The sequence below is a fragment of the Bacteroides faecalis genome (assembly GCF_003865075.1).
GTDB classification, from domain to species: Bacteria; Bacteroidota; Bacteroidia; order Bacteroidales; family Bacteroidaceae; genus Bacteroides; species Bacteroides faecalis.
Window position 1 is genome coordinate 234,867 of record NZ_BHWB01000002.1, and the last position, 23,081, is coordinate 257,947.

16 protein-coding genes and 1 pseudogene are annotated in these 23,081 nt (G+C 40.9%); 13 read left to right on the top strand and 4 right to left on the bottom strand.

Annotated elements, in window-relative coordinates; all coding sequences use genetic code 11:
- The first annotated feature begins 50 nt into the window (after positions 1-50).
- From EJF25_RS03720 to EJF25_RS03735, 4 genes are all read left to right on the top strand, one after another.
- Positions 51-797: a hypothetical protein gene (locus EJF25_RS03720; RefSeq protein WP_125040107.1), complete on the top strand. Its 747-nt coding sequence runs from the start codon at positions 51-53 to the stop codon at positions 795-797.
- 40 nt (positions 798-837) lie between these two features.
- On the top strand, positions 838-1,194 hold the full coding sequence (locus tag EJF25_RS03725; RefSeq protein ID WP_077153904.1) for a P-II family nitrogen regulator: 357 nt from the start codon (positions 838-840) through the stop codon (positions 1,192-1,194).
- Between the two features lie 76 nt (positions 1,195-1,270).
- Complete coding sequence (locus tag EJF25_RS03730; protein ID WP_125040108.1) at positions 1,271-2,701, top strand: ammonium transporter; 1,431 nt, start codon at positions 1,271-1,273, stop codon at positions 2,699-2,701.
- Between the two features lie 142 nt (positions 2,702-2,843).
- Positions 2,844-5,033: a glutamine synthetase III family protein gene (locus EJF25_RS03735; protein WP_125040109.1), complete on the top strand. Its 2,190-nt coding sequence runs from the start codon at positions 2,844-2,846 to the stop codon at positions 5,031-5,033.
- A 133-nt stretch (positions 5,034-5,166) separates the two neighbouring features.
- On the opposite strand, the gene EJF25_RS03740 is transcribed toward EJF25_RS03735, so the two are convergent.
- Entirely contained in the window at positions 5,167-5,745 is a 579-nt protein-coding gene (locus EJF25_RS03740) for an HdeD family acid-resistance protein (protein ID WP_125040110.1), read from the bottom strand.
- A 171-nt stretch (positions 5,746-5,916) separates the two neighbouring features.
- On the opposite strand from EJF25_RS03740, the gene EJF25_RS03745 reads away from it, so the two are divergent.
- The 9 genes from EJF25_RS03745 to EJF25_RS03785 all read left to right on the top strand — a co-directional run bounded on the left by EJF25_RS03745 (position 5,917) and on the right by EJF25_RS03785 (position 17,951).
- Positions 5,917-8,022: an RNA degradosome polyphosphate kinase gene (locus EJF25_RS03745; RefSeq protein WP_125040111.1), complete on the top strand. Its 2,106-nt coding sequence runs from the start codon at positions 5,917-5,919 to the stop codon at positions 8,020-8,022.
- Positions 8,019-8,912 (top strand): Ppx/GppA phosphatase family protein, encoded by an 894-nt coding sequence (locus EJF25_RS03750; protein ID WP_125040112.1) that lies wholly within the window; start codon positions 8,019-8,021, stop codon positions 8,910-8,912. The genes EJF25_RS03745 and EJF25_RS03750 overlap by 4 nt, the downstream gene beginning before the upstream one ends.
- Before the next feature lie 735 nt (positions 8,913-9,647).
- Positions 9,648-9,953: a hypothetical protein gene (locus EJF25_RS25390; RefSeq protein ID WP_125040113.1), complete on the top strand. Its 306-nt coding sequence runs from the start codon at positions 9,648-9,650 to the stop codon at positions 9,951-9,953.
- A gap of 204 nt (positions 9,954-10,157) precedes the next feature.
- Positions 10,158-11,363 (top strand): tyrosine-type recombinase/integrase, encoded by a 1,206-nt coding sequence (locus tag EJF25_RS03760; protein WP_125040114.1) that lies wholly within the window; start codon positions 10,158-10,160, stop codon positions 11,361-11,363.
- Between the two features lie 239 nt (positions 11,364-11,602).
- Positions 11,603-12,877 carry a DUF3575 domain-containing protein gene (locus tag EJF25_RS03765; RefSeq protein ID WP_125040115.1) on the top strand — a complete coding sequence of 425 codons (1,275 nt, stop codon included), beginning with the start codon at positions 11,603-11,605 and terminating at the stop codon, positions 12,875-12,877.
- Positions 12,874-13,920 (top strand): DUF5119 domain-containing protein, encoded by a 1,047-nt coding sequence (locus tag EJF25_RS03770; RefSeq protein WP_125040116.1) that lies wholly within the window; start codon positions 12,874-12,876, stop codon positions 13,918-13,920. Before EJF25_RS03765 ends, EJF25_RS03770 begins: the two co-directional genes overlap by 4 nt.
- Positions 13,921-13,973: 53 nt before the next feature.
- Positions 13,974-15,020, top strand: coding sequence for a fimbrillin family protein (locus EJF25_RS03775; protein WP_125040117.1), 1,047 nt, complete (start codon positions 13,974-13,976; stop codon positions 15,018-15,020).
- Positions 15,021-15,180: 160 nt separating this feature from the next.
- Positions 15,181-17,337 carry a fimbrillin family protein gene (locus tag EJF25_RS03780; protein WP_235016699.1) on the top strand — a complete coding sequence of 719 codons (2,157 nt, stop codon included), beginning with the start codon at positions 15,181-15,183 and terminating at the stop codon, positions 17,335-17,337.
- Positions 17,338-17,480: 143 nt separating this feature from the next.
- Complete coding sequence (locus EJF25_RS03785; RefSeq protein WP_235016700.1) at positions 17,481-17,951, top strand: hypothetical protein; 471 nt, start codon at positions 17,481-17,483, stop codon at positions 17,949-17,951.
- Positions 17,952-18,020: 69 nt separating this feature from the next.
- On the opposite strand, the pseudogene EJF25_RS03790 reads toward EJF25_RS03785, so the two are convergent.
- The 3 genes and pseudogenes from EJF25_RS03790 to EJF25_RS03800 form a co-directional block, all read right to left on the bottom strand.
- A pseudogene (locus EJF25_RS03790) lies at positions 18,021-18,807 on the bottom strand (cation:proton antiporter regulatory subunit); the annotation flags it as partial.
- 136 nt (positions 18,808-18,943) lie between these two features.
- Entirely contained in the window at positions 18,944-20,248 is a 1,305-nt protein-coding gene (locus EJF25_RS03795; RefSeq protein ID WP_125040118.1) for a family 8 glycosyl hydrolase, read from the bottom strand.
- Positions 20,249-20,368: 120 nt separating this feature from the next.
- Positions 20,369-22,408 carry a tetratricopeptide repeat protein gene (locus EJF25_RS03800; protein ID WP_160119369.1) on the bottom strand — a complete coding sequence of 680 codons (2,040 nt, stop codon included), beginning with the start codon at positions 22,406-22,408 and terminating at the stop codon, positions 20,369-20,371.
- Between the last annotated feature and the right edge of the window lie 673 nt (positions 22,409-23,081).

The following is a 23,081-nucleotide window of genomic DNA, read 5'->3' on the forward strand; positions in this document are numbered from 1 at the left end:
ACATGGACCGTACATCCACATTTTTTTAACTATTATAAGGTAAAAAGACAATGAAAACGACGATGAACAAAAAATTGAAAGTGATAGCATTGGCTATACTTGTAACTCTTGTCCCGTCATCCGGAATGATGGCACAGGACAAATTGGAAGCTTCCGTAGGAGCAGATTTGGTTAGTGGTTATATCTGGCGTGGTCAGAATTTAGGCGGAGTTAGCATACAACCTTCTTTAGCAGCCACCTACAAAGGCTTCTCACTGGGAGCCTGGGGATCGGTCGGTATTGAGTCATCCGATACGAAAGAACTGGATTTAACTCTTGGATATTCGACCGAAGGTTTCAGTTTCTCAGTAACCGACTATTGGTTTAATCAAGGTGACAACTTTAAAACAGGAATACCTACCTCCGGGGAATATTTTCATTACGGAACTTATTCTACAGCACATGTATTCGAAGCACAGGTTGGCTATGATTTCGGTCCTTTGGCTATAAATTGGTATACCAACTTTGCAGGAAACGACGGCATCAAAGAAAATGGGAAAAGAGCTTATTCTTCCTATCTGGCAGTCAGTGTTCCATTAACTTTCGGAGGACTTGAATGGAATGTGGATTTAGGTATGGTACCTTGGGAAACGACTTTCTATAACGGTTACACCAGTGGTTTCTGTGTTTCCGATGTCAGTCTCAGTGCGGCAAAAGACATCAAGGTATCTAGCTCGTTCACCCTTCCTGCCTTTGCCAAAGTAACAGTAAATCCCCGTACCGAGGGAGCCTATTTCACATTCGGGCTAAGTTTTTAAGAGAGTAAAAAAGAATAAGTCACACTAACAAGTAAGGTGTATGAAAAAGATTGAAGCAATTATCCGCAAAACAAAATTTGAAGACGTGAAAGAAGCTCTTCTTGAAGCGGATATCGAATGGTTCTCATACTATGATGTGAGAGGTATTGGAAAAGCAAGACAAGGACGTATCTACCGCGGCGTAGTGTATGATACTAGTAGCATCGAACGTATTTTGATTTCTATTGTAGTACGTGATAAAAATGCAGAAAAGACCGTACAGGCGATCATCAAGGCTGCGCAAACCGGAGAAATTGGTGACGGACGTATCTTCGTCATTCCCATAGAAGATGCCATCCGTATCCGGACTGCAGAAAGAGGTGATATCGCTCTTTATAATGCCGAACAGGAACGTTAATTTCAGGATAAACAATAAGGATCGGAGTACCTCTGATTACAACAAATAGGTATTACAAATCTAAAGATATTACATTATGGATACATATAAAAAACGCAGCCTTATAAAGCTGTGTATAGCCAGTGCTATGCTTTTTGCACTGATCTTCACAACAGAAACTTTCGCACAAGACAGTATTGCCCCCACAAGTACAGAAATAATAGAAACGACTACAGAGACCATAGTAGCCTCCCCTACTACGGAAGCAGCAGCCGATAATATCACAGAATTAGCAACAGGATTGAATACCGTATGGATGTTGTTAGCTGCAATGCTGGTATTTTTCATGCAACCGGGATTCGCTCTTGTGGAAGCAGGATTCACCCGTACAAAAAATACCGCAAACATCTTAATGAAAAACTTTGTAGACTTTATGTTTGGTTCTCTTTTGTATTGGTTCATCGGATTTGGACTAATGTTTGGAGTAGGCGGATTCATTGGAATGCCTCACTTCTTCAATCTTTCCTTTTTGGATTCCGAATTACCTAGAGAAGGTTTCCTGATTTTCCAAACTGTATTTTGTGCAACTGCTGCTACCATTGTATCAGGAGCAATGGCAGAACGTACAAAGTTTTCTATGTATTTAGTCTACACCATTTTTATCAGTGTATTAGTTTATCCGGTTTCAGGTCACTGGACATGGGGAGGCGGTTGGTTGATGAATGGTGAAGAAGGATCTTTCATGATGGATCTTTTCGGAACTACCTTCCATGATTTCGCGGGTTCAACCATTGTCCACTCTGTCGGAGGTTGGATTTCATTAGTAGGTGCCGCCGTTCTGGGTCCCCGTATCGGTAAATATGGAAAAGACGGTAAGTCAAAAGCAATACCCGGACACAACTTGACCATTGCTGCCCTCGGAGTATTTATTCTATGGTTCGGATGGTTCGGATTTAATCCCGGTTCACAACTGGCTGCTGCTACGACAGCCGATCAGGAAGCTATCTCACACGTATTTCTGACTACTAACCTCGCAGCTTGTGCGGGTGGCTTCTTTGCTCTGTTAGTGAGCTGGATAAAATATAGCAAACCCTCACTCTCCTTAACGTTGAACGGTATTTTAGCAGGTTTGGTAGGTATTACTGCAGGATGTGATACAGTTTCCGCAGCAGGAGCAGTTATCATCGGTGCAATCTGTGGCGTGGTAATGATCTTCTCTGTCGAATTTATTGACCGCATTCTGAAAATAGATGATCCTGTAGGTGCCTCTTCCGTACATGGAGTATGTGGATGCCTCGGAACTATCCTGACCGGGCTCTTCTCCATCAGTGAGGGAGTATTCTACGGACACGGTTTCGGTTTCTTCGGGGCACAAATATTCGGTGCTTTGGTTGTCGGAGCATGGGCGGCAAGTATGGGATTCATCATATTCAAAGCACTTGATAAAATTCATGGACTTCGTGTTCCGGCACGTGTGGAAGAGGAAGGACTCGACATTTACGAGCATGGAGAGTCTGCTTATAACTAAAAAAACGGTTGATCGCTTATAAAATAGATTTTGTACAACGAAACAAATATCATTCCGGGCAGGTTTGACCGCCTACCCGGAAGTTTAAAAAGAAAGTGATTATGGACTCTAATATATTTAACAACAAATTAATTAGGTAATTATGTCAAAACTAAGATTCAGAGTAGTAGAAACAGCCTTCAAAAAGAAAGCAGTGGAAGTAGCAACGCCTGCCGAACGTCCTTCGGAATATTTCGGCAAGTATGTCTTCAACAAAGAAAAGATGTTTAAATACCTGCCCAGCAAGGTATACAACACACTGATTGACGCAATTGACAACGGTGCCCCACTCGACCGCAGTATTGCTGACGAAGTAGCTGCCGGTATGAAGAAATGGGCTATTGAGATGGGTGCTACCCATTATACACATTGGTTTGCACCACTGACCGAAGGTACGGCAGAAAAGCATGACGCTTTTGTCGAACACGACGGGAAAGGTGGTATGATGGAAGAGTTTACAGGCAAACTGTTAGTACAGCAGGAACCGGATGCTTCTTCTTTCCCCAATGGTGGTATTCGTAACACATTCGAAGCTCGCGGCTACAGTGCATGGGATCCTTCATCACCTGCATTTATTGTTGATGATACGCTTTGCATCCCGACTGTTTTTATCGCATATACCGGTGAGGCACTTGACTATAAGGCTCCATTATTGAAAGCACTTCGTGCCGTAGATAAAGCAGCAACTTCCGTTTGTCATTATTTTAATCCGGAAGTAAAGAAAGTGGTTGCGTATCTGGGCTGGGAACAAGAATATTTCCTTGTAGACGAAGGACTCTATGCAGCCCGCCCGGATCTATTGATGACGGGACGCACTCTTATGGGACACGATAGCGCAAAGAATCAACAATTGGAAGACCATTATTTCGGTGCTATTCCAACCCGGGTAGCTGCTTTTATGAAGGATCTGGAAATTGAAGCTTTGAAACTAGGTATCCCGGTGAAAACCCGTCACAATGAAGTTGCTCCGAACCAATTCGAATTGGCGCCTATCTTTGAAGAATGCAACTTAGCAAATGATCACAACTTGCTTATCATGTCATTAATGCGGAAGGTAAGCCGTCGCCACGGTTTTCGTGTACTACTGCACGAAAAGCCGTTTAAAGGTGTCAATGGTTCCGGTAAGCACAACAACTGGTCGCTAGGTACCGATACGGGTATCTTATTAATGGGACCGGGCAAAACTCCTGAAGACAACCTGCGTTTTGTTACATTCGTAGTGAATACTTTAATGGCAGTTTATCACCACAACGGATTATTGAAGGCTTCTATTTCCAGCGCTACGAATGCTCACCGCCTGGGAGCCAACGAAGCACCTCCCGCAATCATCTCTTCTTTCCTTGGCAAGCAGTTGTCTCAAGTATTAGAGCACATTGAAAACAGTACCAAAGACGATTTGATCAACCTTAGCGGTAAACAGGGTATGAAGCTGGATATTCCGCAAATCCCCGAACTGTTAATTGATAACACTGATCGTAACCGTACTTCTCCTTTCGCCTTCACCGGGAATCGGTTCGAATTTCGTGCCGTAGGTTCCGAAGCAAACTGCGCTTCTGCTATGATAGCTTTGAACACGGCAGTTGCCGACCAACTGAATAAGTTCAAAAAAGATGTGGACGCTCTGATTGAGAAAGGAGAACCGAAAATCTCCGCCATTCTGGAAATTATCCGCGGTTATATCAAAGAATGTAAACCTATTCATTTTGACGGTAACGGTTACAGTGACGAATGGAAAGCGGAAGCAGCCCGTCGTGGGTTGGATTGCGAAACCAGTGTTCCTGTCATCTTCGATAATTATCTGAAACCGGAAAGCATTGCAATGTTCGAAGCTACCGGAGTTATGACAAAGAAAGAACTGGAGGCACGTAACGAGGTGAAATGGGAAATGTACACCAAAAAAATTCAAATCGAAGCACGTGTTTTAGGAGACTTGGCTATGAATCATATTATCCCGGTCGCTACTCAGTATCAGACCGACTTAATTAATAATGTATATAAAATGCAGTCTCTATTCCCGGCTGAAAAAGCTGCCAAACTTTCCTCCAAAAATCTGGAACTGATCGAAGAGATTGCAGACCGTACGGCTTTCATCAAAGAACACGTGGATGCAATGATCGAAGCCCGCAAGGTGGCAAACAAGATTGAGAGTGAACGTGAGAAAGCAATTGCTTATCATGACACGATTGTCCCGGCACTGGAAGAAATCCGTTATCACATCGACAAGCTCGAACTTATTGTGGATAACCAGATGTGGACACTACCGAAATACCGAGAACTCTTATTTATCAGATAAAAAAGAAATGAGGTTATATCACTTTGGATATAGCCTCATTCAAATTGAGATTATCTATTTCTTTTGTTGGTTGTTTTAAGTTTGTGGGGAGGGGTACTGTGAAGTAGTCCTCTTCTTTTTATACTCATTATACTCACTCTATTATTTTGGCATCTTCAATATCGTCATCTGAATGTGAAACCGGATTTTTAGGACGACGACGTGCAAACTTAAACCAATTTATCAATTCTGAAACTGAATATACCAAGCTACTGATTCCGATAATAACAAACGCAGTATTACGTACCCCGGTCGGATTGAATAAAGCAATAATTCCTGCAATAAGAATCAGCGAAGGCAGCAGATAATAGGCTCCCGGAACCGGCATCCAACGTCGTGCCATTGATAAAGAAGCGATCTGTTGAATTCCACCCATCATCAGAATGAAACCCAACAAAAACATCAATACATCAGCAAAAAAATCAGGCATCACGATCAGCCAAAGACCAAATAACAAACTGCCTACCCCTTCAATCGGAAAACGCAAAGACATTCCATCTGTCGGTTTTTTCCGTCCGAAGTAGCTGATAAGACTGACCACACCGGGGAGTAAAAAAGCAATTCCTACTGTAATAACAATATAATTGGCAGCCGCATCGGGCCAAAGTACCAATACTAAACCTATTACTAGTGCAAATAGAATGCGAATAAGAGAAAAATTCATTGTTTTCATATATTCTATATTTTTTAACGAAGTCTATTTCAATACTTTTGCGAATATAAGTGTTTCTATCCATATATAAAAATAACAAACTCGGATTGTAATAAGTTCGTATTAAAAAAGTTATATCAATAACATCTGCATCCGATACTTTTGCAAAAATAATAATAAAGGTCTTTCTTTATGAAATCAAACGACGAAAAACAAAAACTTCCTTATGTGGAACGTGACATCAGTTGGATGTATTTCAACCAACGCATTTTACTCGAAGCTGCCAACCCGGAAGTCCCTTTATTGGAACGTCTGACTTTCCTTGGTATTTATTCGAACAATTTGGATGAGTTTTTTCGTGTACGTGTAGCAACTTTAAATCGTATTATCGAATATGACGACAAAAACATCCGAAAAGAACAGGAAATAGCTTCACAAACTCTAAAACAGATTGGCAAACTACATAACCGATACTATCAACAGTTTGAGGAAACGTTTGCCAAAATCATGGAGGAACTGAAGCTGGAAAATATTTTCGTCATCAAAGAAACAGAGATGACTCCGGAACAACAAGAATTTATCAGTTCCTTTTATCGTAGCAGACTAAATGGCTCTACAAATCCGGTTTTTCTAAATAACAGTCGTCCTCTAGAGGATCAAAACGACGAAAATATCTATCTGGCAACCCGTCTCATCAGAAAAGATACGGAAGGAAAAATAAAGGAAAAAGACTATGCAGTAATTGAGCTTCCAACTGCCGATTTCGGACGCTTCATTCAACTCCCGGATGTAGATGGAAAAACCTACCTTATGTTTCTGGATGATGTCATTCGCTATTGTTTGCCTCTGATATTTGTCGGTATGAAATACACGGATTACGAAGCCTATACCTTTAAATTCACCAAAGATGCTGAGATGGAAATAGACAGTGATCTTCGTAACGGAGTACTTCAAAAGATTTCAAAAGGGGTGAAAAGTAGAAAAAAAGGAGAACCGATACGTTTTGTTTATGATCAACAAATGCCCAAAGATCTGCTAAAAAAACTGATTACACGTCTAAATATAGACAAAAATGATACTCGTGTAGCAGGTAGTCGTTATCATAACTTCAAAGACCTGATGAAATTTCCGGACTGTAATCGTAAAGATTTAAAATATCCGGTCTGGTCTCCAATCTTCAAACCGGAGTTGAACGGTAATGAAAGTTTATTAACACTAATCCGTCATAAAGATCGTTCGTTACATTATCCGTTCCATTCATTCGACTCTTTTATACGGGTACTTCGTGAAGCAGCTATCAGTAAGGAAGTAAAAAGTATCAAAATAGCACTTTACCGCCTAGCTAAAGATTCGAAAGTGGTTAAAGCACTGATTTGTGCTGCAAAGAACGGAAAGAAAGTAACAGTAGTTATCGAGTTATTAGCTCGTTTTGATGAAGCTTCTAATATCTATTGGAGCAAGAGAATGCAAGATGCAGGTATTCACGTCATTTTTGGTGTGGAAGGATTGAAAATACACTCAAAACTCGTTCATATTGCAACTCGTCATGGAGATATTGCTTGTATAAGTACAGGCAATTTCCATGAAGGAAATGCACGTATGTATACAGATTACACAATTATGACAGCTCATCGGCAAATCGTAAAAGAGGTGAATGATGTATTCAATTTTATTGAAAAACCTTATACTCCTGTAAATTTTCGTGAGTTACTGGTTTCTCCGAATGATATGCGGAAACGACTAATAGCTCTTATCAACAAAGAAATCAAAAATAAGAAGCAGGGTAAAGATGCCTATATACTGGCTAAGGTAAATCATATAACCGACCGCACGCTGATAGAAAAACTTTATGAGGCTTCAACTGCCGGTATTCGAATTGATCTGCTAGTACGAGGTAACTGTTCTTTAGTAACTGGTATTCCGGACGTTAGTGAAAATATATATATCAATGGAATTATCGATCGTTATTTGGAGCATTCGCGTATCTTTATTTTCTCTAACGGCGGAGAAGAGAAGTATTACATCGGTTCTGCGGACTGGATGCCACGTAATTTGGATAACCGTATTGAAGTACTTGTACCTATTTACAATAAAGAAATACAAGCAGACTTGAAACAAATTATTTGTTATGGTTTGCAAGATACTGCGAAAGGACGTATCGTGGACGGTAGTGGAGAGAATCTACCCTGGAAAGATATTTCCCCTACTCTTTCGGAACAACCAGTTGATGAAACAAAGAAATCTCTTTTCCGTTCTCAGAAAGAGCTTTATAAAGAATATAAAAAGAATACAGAATGAAGAAGGTTAATTATGCAGCTATCGACATAGGTTCCAACGCTGTGCGATTGTTAGTGAAATGTATAAATGAAGAGAACTCTGCGGAACTAATGAGTAAAGTACAGCTCATCCGTATTCCTTTGAGACTAGGTGAGGATGCTTTTACAATAGGAGTCATTTCGGAAGAAAAGGAAAAAAAATTAATCCGTTTGATGAAGGCTTATAAGCAATTGATGAAAATATATGATGTAGTCGATTACCGTGCTTGTGCCACATCTGCCATGCGTGATGCCAGCAACGGCAAAGAAATTACTCAACGCATTGCCAAGAAGACCGGTATCCGCGTTGAGATTATCGACGGGCAGGAAGAAGCACACACCGTATATAATAACCATATTGAACAAATGTTTATTTCCGGACAGAATTATTTGTATGTAGACGTAGGCGGTGGTAGTACTGAAATCAATCTCATCAGCAATGGTGAATTAAAAAATTCACGGTCTTACAATATCGGCACAGTACGTATGCTTAGTGGTATGGTAAAAGAAAAAGAAAAAGAAGCATTACGTACTGATCTCGCAGAACTTGCCCGGGAATATGTGCCTATTAATATTATCGGTTCGGGAGGTAATATCAATAAGCTTTTCCGTTTAGCGGATAAAAAAGATAAAAAGGCCTCATTTCTGCCTATCAAATCACTACGTGATACCTATGAAGCACTGAAAGCCCTCTCACCCGAAGAGCGTATCAGACAATTCAAATTGAAACCGGATCGTGCAGATGTTATTGTACCTGCTGCCGAAATATTTCTTGAAATTGCAAATCAAGTAAATGCTACAGGAATCGCAGTACCGACTATTGGATTGTCCGATGGAATCATTGACAGTTTATATACCAAGAATAAAATATAATCGGATTTTGACTTTGACAAAAAGCTACTTTTGACATTTTGTATTTTGTACAGTGCCAAGAGTGGCTTTTTTCGATGCTTATTCAAGTGCACACTATTTTCTGCGCATACAGAGACATCAATCAAAGTCATAATTCTCATATTTCAATTTATTGTCTTCCTTAAAGACAGTTCTTTCGTAATTTTAATACCTGATTATTACTTTTTATATCTATTTTATTTCAGTTTATCTTTTGCAGTTCGTTCATTTAAAAGAGTAAAGTAGGAAATTAAAAGGCTATAAAGTATAAATTACAGACATATATTTTGTATAATGATACTATAAAGACAGTTTGCTTACACCATCTGTATCTTTTAATGACATTATCCGCTCCTTTGGGTGACTTCATCCGTATCTTTTCATCCATTCTTCCTATTGTTTTTGTCAAACATTAAGGAGAAATCAATCAAACTATAGGGTCTTTTTGTAAGTTAAGCACTAGTTTTATTGAATAATATGCATTATTGTTATGTAATAGAGGAAAAATCCCAAACAGACAAGTTAGTGAATCAGCGATTTTTATGGATAAATGTTATTAATATAAAAAAATCGTATCTTTTTAATATTCACGATTCATATATTATTCATCAAATACCCCCTCTTTTAGATGCTCTCATTACAGACCTAAATAATCTCCTTTGTGGACTTGAATAATTTAAAGATATATCTTCCTTCTATCTTTCCTTCACTAAAAAGATGCAGGAGGAAGACCGCCTGACCGACGCGCTGGAAAACAATTACAAGGCCGTAGGCATTCTTTATGACAAGGTGGAAAAACTCGAAAGCAGGTTCTCGGAAACCCTGCCCAAATTGGACGACGCTGTTTCCTCCCTGCGCGGAGCGAGTAAAATTACCATTGGCGAGGAATCCAGACGTGCACTTGAACGGGAAGGAGAGGCGGTCTGCCAGAAGATAGCCGGCAGGATTGACAAGGAAAGCGCGAAACTGCTTGACCACCTGTCGATGAAAGACCGTGTGGTCATCTCCACCACCGCATTCTAGTGCATGATAGAGGTGATCATTTTTCTTTTGGTGGCTTTCATCTGCACCTGCATGGCCAACGTCCGGTTCATACACAGTCTCATGCTGTGGAAAATACTCGGTTATTCCGCTGGCCTTCTTGCCGTCTGTATTGCATTGACCATTTTTACATGCCACAAGTTAAAGCGCTGACTATGGTACATTATCAATTAAAAAAATATAAGTATGACTACAGTAAAAGTAAAATTCCGTCCCTCGACGGTCGAAGGTCGTCCGGGAACTATCGTCTGTCTGGTAACTCACCGCCGTATCACCAGACAGATCACCACCAGTTATAAAGTGTTTCCCCATGAATGGGATGAGGAACAATCCAAACCGATACCGGCAGACAATAACGGGCGTACAGCTATCGTGCAGTCGATAACCCGAAAGTTACGTTCGGATATGGAACGGCTGGATGCAATCATCAAACGATTCGAGAACAGGCGCCACAGCTATTCATCGGATGACGTGGTGGCCGAGTTCCGGCGTGCCGGAGGGGAGAATTCCTTTTTTAATTTTATGGAGAATGCCATCGTCCGCCTCCGGCAGTTGAATCACATCGGGACAGCCAAAAATTACAGTGCCGCACTAGGCAGTTTCAAACAATTCCGAGGTAACGGGGATGTTTCCATTGATTCCATAGACTACATACTCATGGAGGATTATCAGGCATATCTGATTTCGAATGGACTTGTACCCAACTCCATATCCTTTTACATGCGTATACTTCGTGCGGTCTATAACCGTGCCGTGGAACAAGGACTGACCGAAGACCGAAGACCCTTCCGCACGGTGTTTACCGGGATGGAGAAGACACTTAAACGGGCCATATCAATCAACGACATCAGGCGTATCAGAAATCTTGACCTCTCGCTAAAACTCGGCCTTGAATTTGCACGCGATCTCTTCCTCTTTCTCTTCCTTTGCAGGGGAATGTCATTCATAGATGCGGCGTTCCTGAAGAAGTCAGACATTCAGAATGGGGTGCTGTCTTATCGCCGTCACAAGACCGGTCAGTTGCTGCACATAAAAGCTATCAAGCAAATAGAAGAAATAATTAACCGCTATTCAAATAAAGACTCGCCATACCTGCTTCCTGTTATAATCCGTCCCGGAAGGGATGAACGCAAGCAGTACGAGACAGCGTTGCGCCGCGTGAACAAATCCCTTAAAATCATAACCGAAATGATACAACTGCCCGTTACGCTCACGACGTATGTCAGCCGCCATGCCTGGGCAACCATCGCCAAGTCGAAGAATGTGCCGGTCAATGTCATCTCGGACGCGCTCGGGCATGATTCCATTACTACCACGCAAATATATCTCGCTTCGATTGACTCAACTGTGATTGATCGGGCAAATGAATTGATTATTAGCGATTTACAATAATCCATTCGTCAAACAAAAACATCTGTCTCTTTGTAAGAAACAGATGTTCAATGCAAAGGTAAGCAAAAATCTTGAATTGTAACACATTGGAATATATATTTTCACATTTTATATTCAATAACACGTTTTTCTGTTAATCAAAACGACTAGCTCCACTCTTAAACCTATTGATTATCAACTTATTATTCAAAACATCCGTTTCTTACAAAGAAACGGATTTAAATAAAGATAATATGCACATGAGAGGTTTAATAGTATCAGCGTTCATGTTGCTCGGGTGCATCCAGGCGTTCGGGCAAGAGAGCCGGAAGGAGGTCTGTATCGGATTTCCGGTCGGCAACTCGACACTGGACACGGCTTATGGTGACAACGCCACACGCCTGTCCGAAGTGGTGTCGTTTCTGGAAAGTGTGAAAAAAGACAGTACGCTCGAATTGGTCGAAGTGTCTTTTTGCGGTTCCGCTTCACCCGAGGGCGGATTTGCAATAAACAAGGAATTAGCGGAAAAACGCCGCAATTCTTTGGAGCGTTATGTACGTGAACGCATATCACTTCCGGATGGTATCATATCACGTCCCGAAGGATTTATCGCGTGGGAACGCCTCGCGGAGCTGGTCGAGGTGTCCGATATGCCCCACAAGGAAGAGGCGGTGGACGTGTTGCGCAACGTACCCGAATTTACCTATAATAATAAAGGTGTACTGGTTGACAGCCGCAAGAAACACCTGATGGAGCTGCAATATGGCCGGACTTGGCATTACATGCACAAACATTTCTTTGACCAGATCCGGAATGCCAGTGTTATTCTCGTGACGATCCGTCAAAAGCCTATAATCGAGGAAAAGCCGGTTGTCAAGGAAGACCCGGTTGTGCCGACTCCTGCCGACACGACATCCGTTGTGGAAAAAGCAGACAAGGTCGTGACAGTTCCCGCCGAAACGTCAACACCTTTCTACATGGCCCTCAAGACCAACATGCTTTATGACGTGCTGGCCGTTCCCAATATCGGGGTGGAATTCTATTTGGGCAAGAACTGGTCAATCAGCGGCAACTGGATGTACGGGTGGTGGAAAAAGAACAGCAACCACCGTTATTGGCGTATATACGGAGGTGACATCGCCGTGCGTAAATGGTTCGGAAAGAAAGCTAATGAAAAGCCACTCACGGGACATCACGTGGGTGTTTACGGACAGGTATTCACATACGATTTCGAATGGGGAGGCAAAGGTTACATGGGCGGTGAACCCGGTGGGACACTTTGGGACAAGACGAATTACGCAGCAGGCGTGGAATACGGTTACTCGTTGCCCGTTACAAACCGTCTGAACATCGACTTCACGCTTGGCGTGGGTTACTGGGGAGGGAAATATTACGAATATACCCCCTTAGACGGTCACTATGTATGGAAGGCAACTAAAAACCGTCACTGGTTCGGCCCGACGAAAGCGGAAATCTCCCTGGTGTGGCTTATTAGAAGAAGCAACAGCAACAATAAGAAAGGAGGCGTGAAATGAAAAGGATATACACTGTAATGGAATACGTTCCCTTGTTCGTGGGAATGCTCATGTTGCTTTCATCTTGCGAACACAAGGGCTTATGTTTTGACCATGACCCGCATGCCCCGAAATCGGAGGTGCGCATAGAGGCTCAATACGAAAAAGAATGGCAATATACCTACGAGGGCAGTACAAATTGGAAGAATTACCCCACGTGGCAGGAATCGTTCGGAATGGAATACGATGCATTAGGCCCCGGAATGCCGGATGGTCTGCGCGTACAGGTGTATAATGCGGATGGTTCCGATGACATCATCAACATTGTTCCCGAAGGGGATGTCGTGTACATGCGACCGGGTGAACATTCCCTGCTGTTCTACAACAACGATACGGAATACATCGTATTCGACGAGATGCAGTCGTTCGCTTCAGCAAAGGCGACCACCCGAACCCGTACCCGTTCCTCTTATCTTGGCAATTCCCACATGGAGAAGGCATCGGAGAATACGGTAAACCAGCCCGATATGCTTTATGGCAGTTATATGGATTCATACGTGGCAGAACGCTCGACCGAGACCGACGTAATACCTGTCACCATGCACCCGTTGGTGTTCACCTATCTGATACGTTACGAGTTCAGCCACGGGGTAGAATACGTGTCGCTGGCACGTGGTGCCTTGGCGGGCATGGCGCAGTCGGTATGGCTGAACAGCGGTCAAACTTCGGGAGACGCTGCCACCGTACTATACGACTGTACGGTGGAAGATTTTGGCACACAAGCCTTGGTCCGTTCTTTCGGAATACCAGATTTTCCTAACGGGCATTACGGCACAAGGGCCGTCCGGAAATACGGACTGAATTTGGAAGTACGCTTGAAGAACGGAAAAATCAAGTCGTTCGATTTCGACGTAACAAATCAGGTTGCGGCACAACCGCAGGGAGGTGTCATTGTGGTGCGTGGCATTGAAATATCCGATGAAGAGGGTACGGAAGGCGGCTCCGGCTTCGATGTGGACGTGGAAGACTGGGGAAATTACGAGGACATAGAACTTCCTCTTTGATTTATATAGAGAGTTATTAAAACATTTTTATTCACAATTTAATTTTTAATCAAATGAAAAAGATCTTTTTGATTGGATTGGCAGCAACAGCTATGTTAGCAAGCTGCAGCAACGACGAGACTGTGGAAATGGCTCAGTCAAAAGCTATCGGTTTCAGCAACGCATTCGTGAACAACGGAACACGTAGCATTGTTGACCCAAGTTTTACGAAGGACAATTTGGAAGACTTTGCCGTGTATGGTTTTACTCAAAAAGGCCAGATCTTTAAGGGAGACAAGGTGTATAAAGGAGGTACGGCCTCTACCGGATGGTCATACGATCAGTTACAGTACTGGGTTCCGGGCAACACTTACACTTTCGGTGCCATTGCACCTTACAGTGTTGCGGAGAATGTTTCTGACGTTACATTGTCTGAAAATGCCACAAAAGTAGAAATGCAGGTGGCTTTCACCAACACGGACGCAAACCAAGTAGACTTGCTCCACGCTGCTCCCGCGCAAATTACCGGAACAGAGGTAACGAAAACATATAAAACTCCTGTTGGCATGACATTCAGCCACCAGCTTTCAAAAGTGAAATTCTCGTTCGAGAACGCAGTGGGCGAAGGTTACAATGTAAAAATAAAGAATGTGAAAATCATAAATGCTTATACAAAGGGTACTTTGACTGTAGCAGCTGTCGGTAACTCTTGGAGTGGTCAAGAAAATAACAATCTTGAATTGAACTTCGGTAATGTAGTAGCCGACAATACTACCGTTGACGAAGCCGCTGTCATCGCAAATGCTACTACTCTTGAAAGCTACAATGAGAAGCTGATGATTCCGATGAATAATTCCGCTACATACACTGTAACTTTCACCGCCGAACTGTTTAAGGATAAAGTTTTATTGGGTACATTCGTCCACACTGTAACTATCAAGAACGTTGAGTTCAAGCTCGGTTACTGCTACGATTTCAAGGCTACTTTGACTCACGAGAATATCATGGATCCTGAGAACCCGCTGCAGCCTATCGAATTTCAAGTTGTTAATGTTGATGACTGGAACAACACTGATGTTGAGCAAACATTGAAGGTTCCTACTACTCAGAGCGGCAACTAATTCAAGATCTTTCATAAGACCGATTTAGGATCGTGTATCTGGGATTATCATCCATAAAGTAAACGATCTTCCTACAGGGTGTAAGGGGTTGAATGTTCCCCTTACACTCACTAACAGCTGAGGCGTATTGCTTCAGGCAAACAAATATAAAACAGAAGAAATGAAGGTACATAAGAAAAATCTGAGTAGGATGGCAGGTGGCATGGCAACGATGTTGCTTTGTACACTACTTTTCTCGTGCAAAAACGAAGACTTTCTCGAAAGCGGGAATCCGGAGAAAGCCTGTGACAACATTTGTTTTGGCATATCGTCCGATAAGAACATACAGACAAGGGGATATGCCAGTGGTAATGACGAAGGATATACTGCTGGTCGCTTCGTGTTGCGGTCGGACAACTCGGCAGACACGCTTTGTGTCCGTACCATTGTTTCAGACGGCATCAACGTATCCGACTTCGAGGGCGAACAAGCCTTGACACGCGGTGTGCCCGTCACAAATGCTAGTTTCTATGACAAGTTCCATGTGCTGGCATACTGGAGTAAGAATGGAACGCTCGTTGACAGCCAGTTCTATATGGACGAGGATGCCACCAATAATGGTTCTGTTTGGAGTACGAATCAAATATATTATTGGCCGGGAGCAGATCATTCGTTCCAATTCTATGCCTGGGCACCGACAGCTGCCAGTGGTCTGACCACCCCATCCACTCCGCAAAGCAAAGAACTCAGCTATGCAGTTCCAGCAGATGCAGCCGCACAGAAAGACATTGTGGTGGCCACTACCGCAGAGATACAAGGTAACAATAACACTGCCGTACCTCTCACCTTCAAACACATCTGCACCGCCGTGCGTTTTGCCGTGGGTAGCCAGATGCAACCTGGTCAGATTAAGAGCGTAGCCTTAAAAGGGGTGAAGAATGCCGGAACTTACAATATGGCTACCGGTACTTGGACTCTAGATGATGCGATCACGGATTTCTCGCAGACTTTGAATAAAACCACCACTGGAAGCGAAGCTAACGGGGATGCAATCACTACACCGGAAGGCACATTCATGATGCTGCCGCAGACACTGCCCGCAGGTGCGATGGTGGAAGTGGTGTTCTCCAATGCTTCAGGCACAGACCGCACACTCACCGCTTCCATTGGAAATACGCAATGGACAATGGGGACTACCGTGACTTACAAGCTCTCCATTACACCGGAATATGAGATGAATATTGAAGTTCCGACTGATGCACAAGATGCTCACTATATTACTTTCCCGATTACCGTGAATGTAAAAGACTACGACGGAACATGGAAGTTGACTTCCAACCTTACGAACGATGTGTTCTTTACCCAGACCAAGACAGCCTTGCAGGAACAAGGTTATTGGATCAATGATGACAAGGGGGCAAATACAATATCCGGTACAGGCAGTGGTAGTTTTATTTACCACGTGTATGTGACCGAGAATATTGGTGATGACATCCGCGACCTCCAATTCCAAGTCACTCCAGATAATGTTACCGGAGCTACTCCAACTACCGCCACCGTACAACAACTCTGTCCGAGTTGGAATGCACAGGGTATAGGTTATGAACGCATTGAGGAGAATAACGGCGGCAACTATCCATTCGGCTTTAAATGGAATAGGAAAGTGGTGTTTTCAGCGAAACCCAAATGGCAAGGTTTTTTCCCAAATTTGAAGCAATTATTTGGTGCTTACGTGTTTCGTGACATTGCACAAGAGGCTATGAAGACTCATGGGAATCCTAATTATCTGAATATGGAACTAAAAACAATAAGTACTATAATAGGTGATGTAATTACAGAAACGATAGTCACACTGGATTATTCTCTAATTAGTTCTTTGGAAGGGGTAACTAATGAAACAGACGGATTAGAAAACACCCGTAACCTTTATTTCCATCAGGGAATTGGTGATATCGTAGATGTAGAGAACCAGTTGCGTAACAATGCAGTTGGTAATTTTACGGAGACCGTCACAGGTGGCGAACAAACTACAGTTGAGAACTTTGCTGCCCGTATGGCTGTCATGAAAAACAAGTTCACAAAAAAACAAATTACTATAGAACAAGGTGGAGAGCAAGTAACGATTTGGATTCCTGAAATTATGAGGGATGACATTGTGTGGTATTTACCCGCAAGTAATGAGCAAAGTGATTTATTCGATACGGCTTATCCTCTCTCAAATGACTATTGGAGTTCAACAGCAGCCAGCGATAATGTGAATGCATATATATATAATAGTGCTGTTTCACAGCAAGATCGCATGAATACTTATAAGATACGTGCCGCACGCAAAAAATAATAACATTTATAACGCAAAACGATAGCATTCACGAACAGACAAGCCAACTTCCGGTAAACAACGAAAGTTGGCTTGCTTGTTTAGTCTCCTAATGCATAAAGCCAAGGCATTGTTGTGAATATTCCCGATAAAAAAGATAATCCATGCAACCGTTTCCGGGGGATTCGATCGGAGACAGAAGAGAAATATCGTCAGGCAATCAAACTGTATCGCTCTACGTGTTTGTCATGTGCGGAAATCTGCCGTACCTGCAAGGTAACGGTTTCTGGATTTCGACGCTACCTCTCCTTGTATCACCGTCATCTGTTATTGGCACGGGGTATGACATCACTTGCAGTAAGGAGGAGGCTTACCATATCAAGTTGGGACAACTTCGCGGACAATTACCTGCCACCCATCTCAAATACAAGGATGCTATCGAGACGTGCGGAAGTCTGGACTATATTGAATGTAACGTCTCGCAAATTGCACGCAGGTTCGGACTGGACAGTACAAACTCTAATAACGTAACCACAATGGAAAAATCCGCAATGCCTTTGTCTTCTTCTTTTTCGCTACATGAAATTTCACTTTTTTATCGTACCTTTGTCCGTACACAAAGAGGCCATTTGTAGCAACATACAAATAAATTCCGCTACTGTTAATTTCTTGTTACCCATTGCTGTAAATTAAACTATAATTTAGAAGTCCAACGATTTATTCTTTTGTAGCGTTTCCTCTGTTGCATGTCCATCTAACATCCCTAACAAATAATCTTCGGCAGACAGCTGCACCTTTTCAATATCTCCTGTTACATACAAAATATCTTCTGCCTGCAATATAGCCGCTAACTTTTGTGTAATCGTTTTCAGAAAACGATATTGTGATACATCTCCTCAACGAACCTCTAAAATATTTAGTCCATATTTACGGCGAATATCCAGTTCAATGATCGTTTTTCCCAACAACCGGGAATCTCCGATAACCTGTAAACGAAAAAGATTGCTGGACAATCCATACTCTTTGACTAATTGTTTTAACGATTTACCTGTAAGTGCATTCTCTTCTTTTTGCCCTTTCTTGGACAGGAACCATTAGTAAACGACTTTGGTTCATACCGGCTCTCAACGCCAAACTAACAACAATAGGAAGCATCAACGCCACTGTCCCTGTATTACTAACAAATGCGCCAATAGCAGAAGTTACCAACATAACCAACAACAAAAATATCTCACTAGTCCCGGCAAGTTTAAGAATTCGTGAACTCATCATCTTAGCTAATCCTGTCTGAAAAATGGCTCCTCCTAGTACAAAAAGTCCAATCATCATGATGACCACTGAATTGGAAAACCCGGACAATGCCTCATCCAGCGTTAATATCTGAAAAACAAGTAGTGCAACCAATGTACAGAGTGCGACAAGGTCCGAACGTATCTTGCCATTTACGAAGAAAGCAGCTGAAAGAACTAGAATGATAAGAGTTACCTGCATAGGCAAAAATAAAATGAATGTTTTATTTTGATTGGATAAAAATTTATTTGAGTGAACAAAAATAATTCTTTTCCACCTTAATAAAAACAAAATAAATACATTTCAAGTTCATTCAATTGTATGGAATTCTCGAGAATCAGGGTTTGAATATTCTAAAATTACCAGTTACATGTAACATGGAAAGCATATATACCATACCATTATAATAACGATAAGTACCGCTAGGAATCGCTACATCCCAAAGGTATTGAAGATATTCACGTTTCAAATTATCATCTTTAAGAGCAAAAGCTCCAACAGCATTTGCCCCTGCCATTCCTTCCGAATATTTACCACTTGCACCACTTCCATCCCAGTTAAACTGCCCATGCAAAAAATTATCATGTTTGAAGAATTTCAGTAAACGTGTCATCATAATCGTTTGTTTTTCAGCATCCTTCCCAAACCAATAGTAATCCATGCCGATGTTCATCGCACACCTTATTGCATCAAACTGATACCGTCTTGCATCATAATCTTTTTTCCACTCCGGTTGATAAGGTTTCCCCTCAAAAGTAGAATAATCAGGAAATAATCCTGTCTTTTGATGTGAAGCTTCAGCCAATAAACAGCGAGCCGCATCCGGAGTTTGTTGCCAGAAATCTTTATTTGTATCCGTCCAAGCAGCCCAAAGTTCAAAGAATGCCGGCAGATTATAGGAAGGATCCGTAATTTTCCACATATTTCCTGAAGGAACAAAGGTTATTAATTTGGAATCCGGGTTGAACATATTAAAAACACCAATCGTCCCATCTTTTGACATAATATTCTTCAAGATTTCCTGTGCTTCACGACCATAATTACAACTATCTTCATCTCCCCATCGATGAGAAGCAAAAAACAGAGAGGTTATAAAATAGGCTTCACCATCCGGAGCACAACTAGGCTCCTCTCCTATCTTCCGACCCTCTATATCACATTGCCATGCAAAATATCCGGCCCACTTTCCCGATGTATACAACATATTCTTCTTAACCCATCTCCATAGCTTATCAAATTCCGCTCTCTTATCCAACTGAACACAAATCATCATACCATAGGACATTCCTTCTGTCCTTATATCCCGATTACCTGTATCATAAATGTAAGCTGTATTGTCATCACTTTCAAAATAAACCTTCGTTGCATCCTTTACAAAGAAATGCTCCCATATTTGCTCTATTTTTTCATCTGTTTGTTGCTGTGAAATTCCCAAATACTCTTTAAACAAGTTAGGATAAACACCAGTATAATAAGCTCCCAAACTATCTTTCCCAATAGCATTGTCTATCCCTTGCCTCTTATTTTTCCAATATGAATCAGAGATAGCCCAAACATTATTGATATCCCCTAACAACAAAGGTAGAAATAACAATAACACAATCCCTATATAGTAATTGAGAAATATATAATTGTTTTTCATAAGCTATCATATCTAAGTTTTAAACAATAAAACAGCACATAAGCATTTGCATACCGCCTTTAATAAAAATTATAGATGACTACCAATTGGCAAAAACATATCGAAAATTTGTTTCTATACTTATTTTAAAGCACTCATATTACCCTGTATCACTTCCATAGCTCTTGTAAACACCCCAGGAGTCTTTTCATCCAACAAACGATAATTCTCCAATGCCCTGGAATACAGTTCATACGCATGCAGTAAGTCATTATTACGTTTATATAGTATCGCCAAATTATTCTGAATAGAAGCTATATCCGGTAAATAAATATAATTGTTTTCAACAGATATTTTCTGGTAAATATTCAAAGCCTCTTGATAAAGTGCTTCGTATTTTTCTTTATCTTTATGAGTATAATAGTATAAACCTCCATAACAAGCCTTTGCCCAAGCCAATTGCGGTAAATAAGTAGCTTCGTCCCAGCATACATAACTATTATAAATGTCTATCGCCTTCTCATAAAGACAAGCAGCTTCATCATATCTTTTTTCTTTTTTATATAAATATCCCATATTACATTGAGTCCAAGCAATATGAGTTTCATTAAAGGTTTGTTCTTGCTCCTTCATCTTATTGTACAATCCCAATGCATCACTGTACAAAATTTCTGCCTCGTCGTATCGTTTCATTTCAACATAAAGAGTCGCCAAGTTATTTTTTATTTTAGCCACTTCCTGAAGATAAAAAGAATCTCCATTAGACTTATCCAATAAAGAAGCATAAATATCCAAAGAACTATTGTATAACATTTCTCCTTCTTTCTTCCGATTATGCGTACGCGCATATATCCCAGCCAAATTATTTTTAATTGAAGCAATCGTTAACCAATCTCTTTTATTCAATTTATGAGAAACATTTTTATACATCTCCAAAGCTTCCTTCCAAGTCAGCCTTGCATCCGCCATTCGATGTTCTTGCTGATAATAACCAGCTAGATTATTAAGTACTTGTGCCAAATCCAATCTATAGATTTCATTAAACTTTTCAGACAACATCGCATAGATCCCCAAAGAATCTTTATATAAATCTTCTACACGAGAACTATTCCGATTTGTACTTTTCAGAAGATATGCCCAATTATTTTTAATAGTAGCAATCATTATTTGAGTCTCAACTAGTTTTTCTTCACCCTCCGGAGATAAAGCTATTTTCTGATAGCAATCCAACGCTTTGACATAATACTTAATAGCTTCAGCATTGTATTCCCATGATTGATAAGATCGAGCTATTTCATAAATAGTCATAGCCCGGAAATTCTCATCAGGTACTTCTGATATCAATTTAACCACCTGTTTATATATTGTATCAATCTGTTCGGTCTGATCATGAGAACGTCTGTTATTCCTCAAATTCTTAGCTTTAAGCAGCAACTGATAAATATTTACTTTTAAAGCTTTGATAGATTCTTCCATCAATTTCGCTCCTAGATGAATATCTGAAATATGTTTATGAGCTTCATCAGCTATTTCATCAAAATCAAGAAGTGCATCCGCAGCCTCAGTCTCTCCTTTTTCAAATAAATCGATTGCAGTTCTTAGCCTATAACTCTGATTATCAATGGAAAATTGATTAATCTGTATTGCCGTATTCAATAAAGACTTACTTTGCATGTTAAGCTCATTTTTCTGTTTTTTTAATCTTAACATAAGATCGGCAATTCTTTTTCGCACTTCATCCAACCGATGCTGTTTCCTCTGCAATCTTTCTGTTTGGATACCACTACTTTTCAAATCCTGAACGTCTTCTTCTAAATCTTTTTCATCATTTCTCAGCATTATCAATTCATTCTGCAAATATTCTATTGTATCACTTATCTGCCTGAACACCTTATTTCTGTTAACAAAGGATATGTTATTTAAACTGCCAATACAAATGCTATCTACCATTATTTTATCTTCTTCGGCTTTGGCCTGAATAACATTTCCATTTTCTAAACGCTGTAATTGCAATACAATATTTAGTTTTAATGAATCCGGATGTGAATATGGTTTTTCAATAAAATGCTTCATTTCATTTAGGATCCGATCTTTCAATAACCTCATCTCCTCTTTTTCCTCTTCTCCAACCTGCAAAGATTTTATGTAAAAACAAATAGCAGGAGATCCCGTTTCTTTCAATGATTCCTGAGCTACCGATATCTCCTCTAACGTAAACATTCCGACTTTATGATAAAATAGTGCTATAAATAACTGACTGTTGCGCACTTTATCATTGTATTCGCTTTGCTTTCTCACACCTTCATAGGCCGGATTCAGATTTTCCCATCTGACAACTTTGAATTGTAGCCCTTTAGATTCATAGATTTCATTTAGTTGCTCAATGAAAAGGCTAATGACATTCCTATCATCATATAATTCTTCCGAAGATGCAATGAATATTCGTATCGTTTTCATACGTCATTATTATATTAACAATCACAATTCCGCTATAAAAGTACAGTTTTAACAAATCGAATACAATAAAATAAAAGTTCTTTTTTACTTAAAGAAAAAGTTGCCTAACAGAAAGCTACCCTATGGATATTATAACTGAACTGCACTCCTAAAATTTTGTGTATACCTTTTAGCAATGTAATCGTCGAACGTATGGGAGGAAGTATTGGAGTCGAATCAAAAGAAGGAGAAGGTTCCTGTTTCCAGTTCAAAATTCCAGTAATCACTGAGGTTTAAACTAGTCATAAAACATCTTCTCAACTTCAGATTCTCACATTTTTATTAAAAAGATTTCGAGTAATTGACTTTTTTCAAAGTTTTCGCTCAAATTGGCTGCATATGCTCCAATGGCGCACAT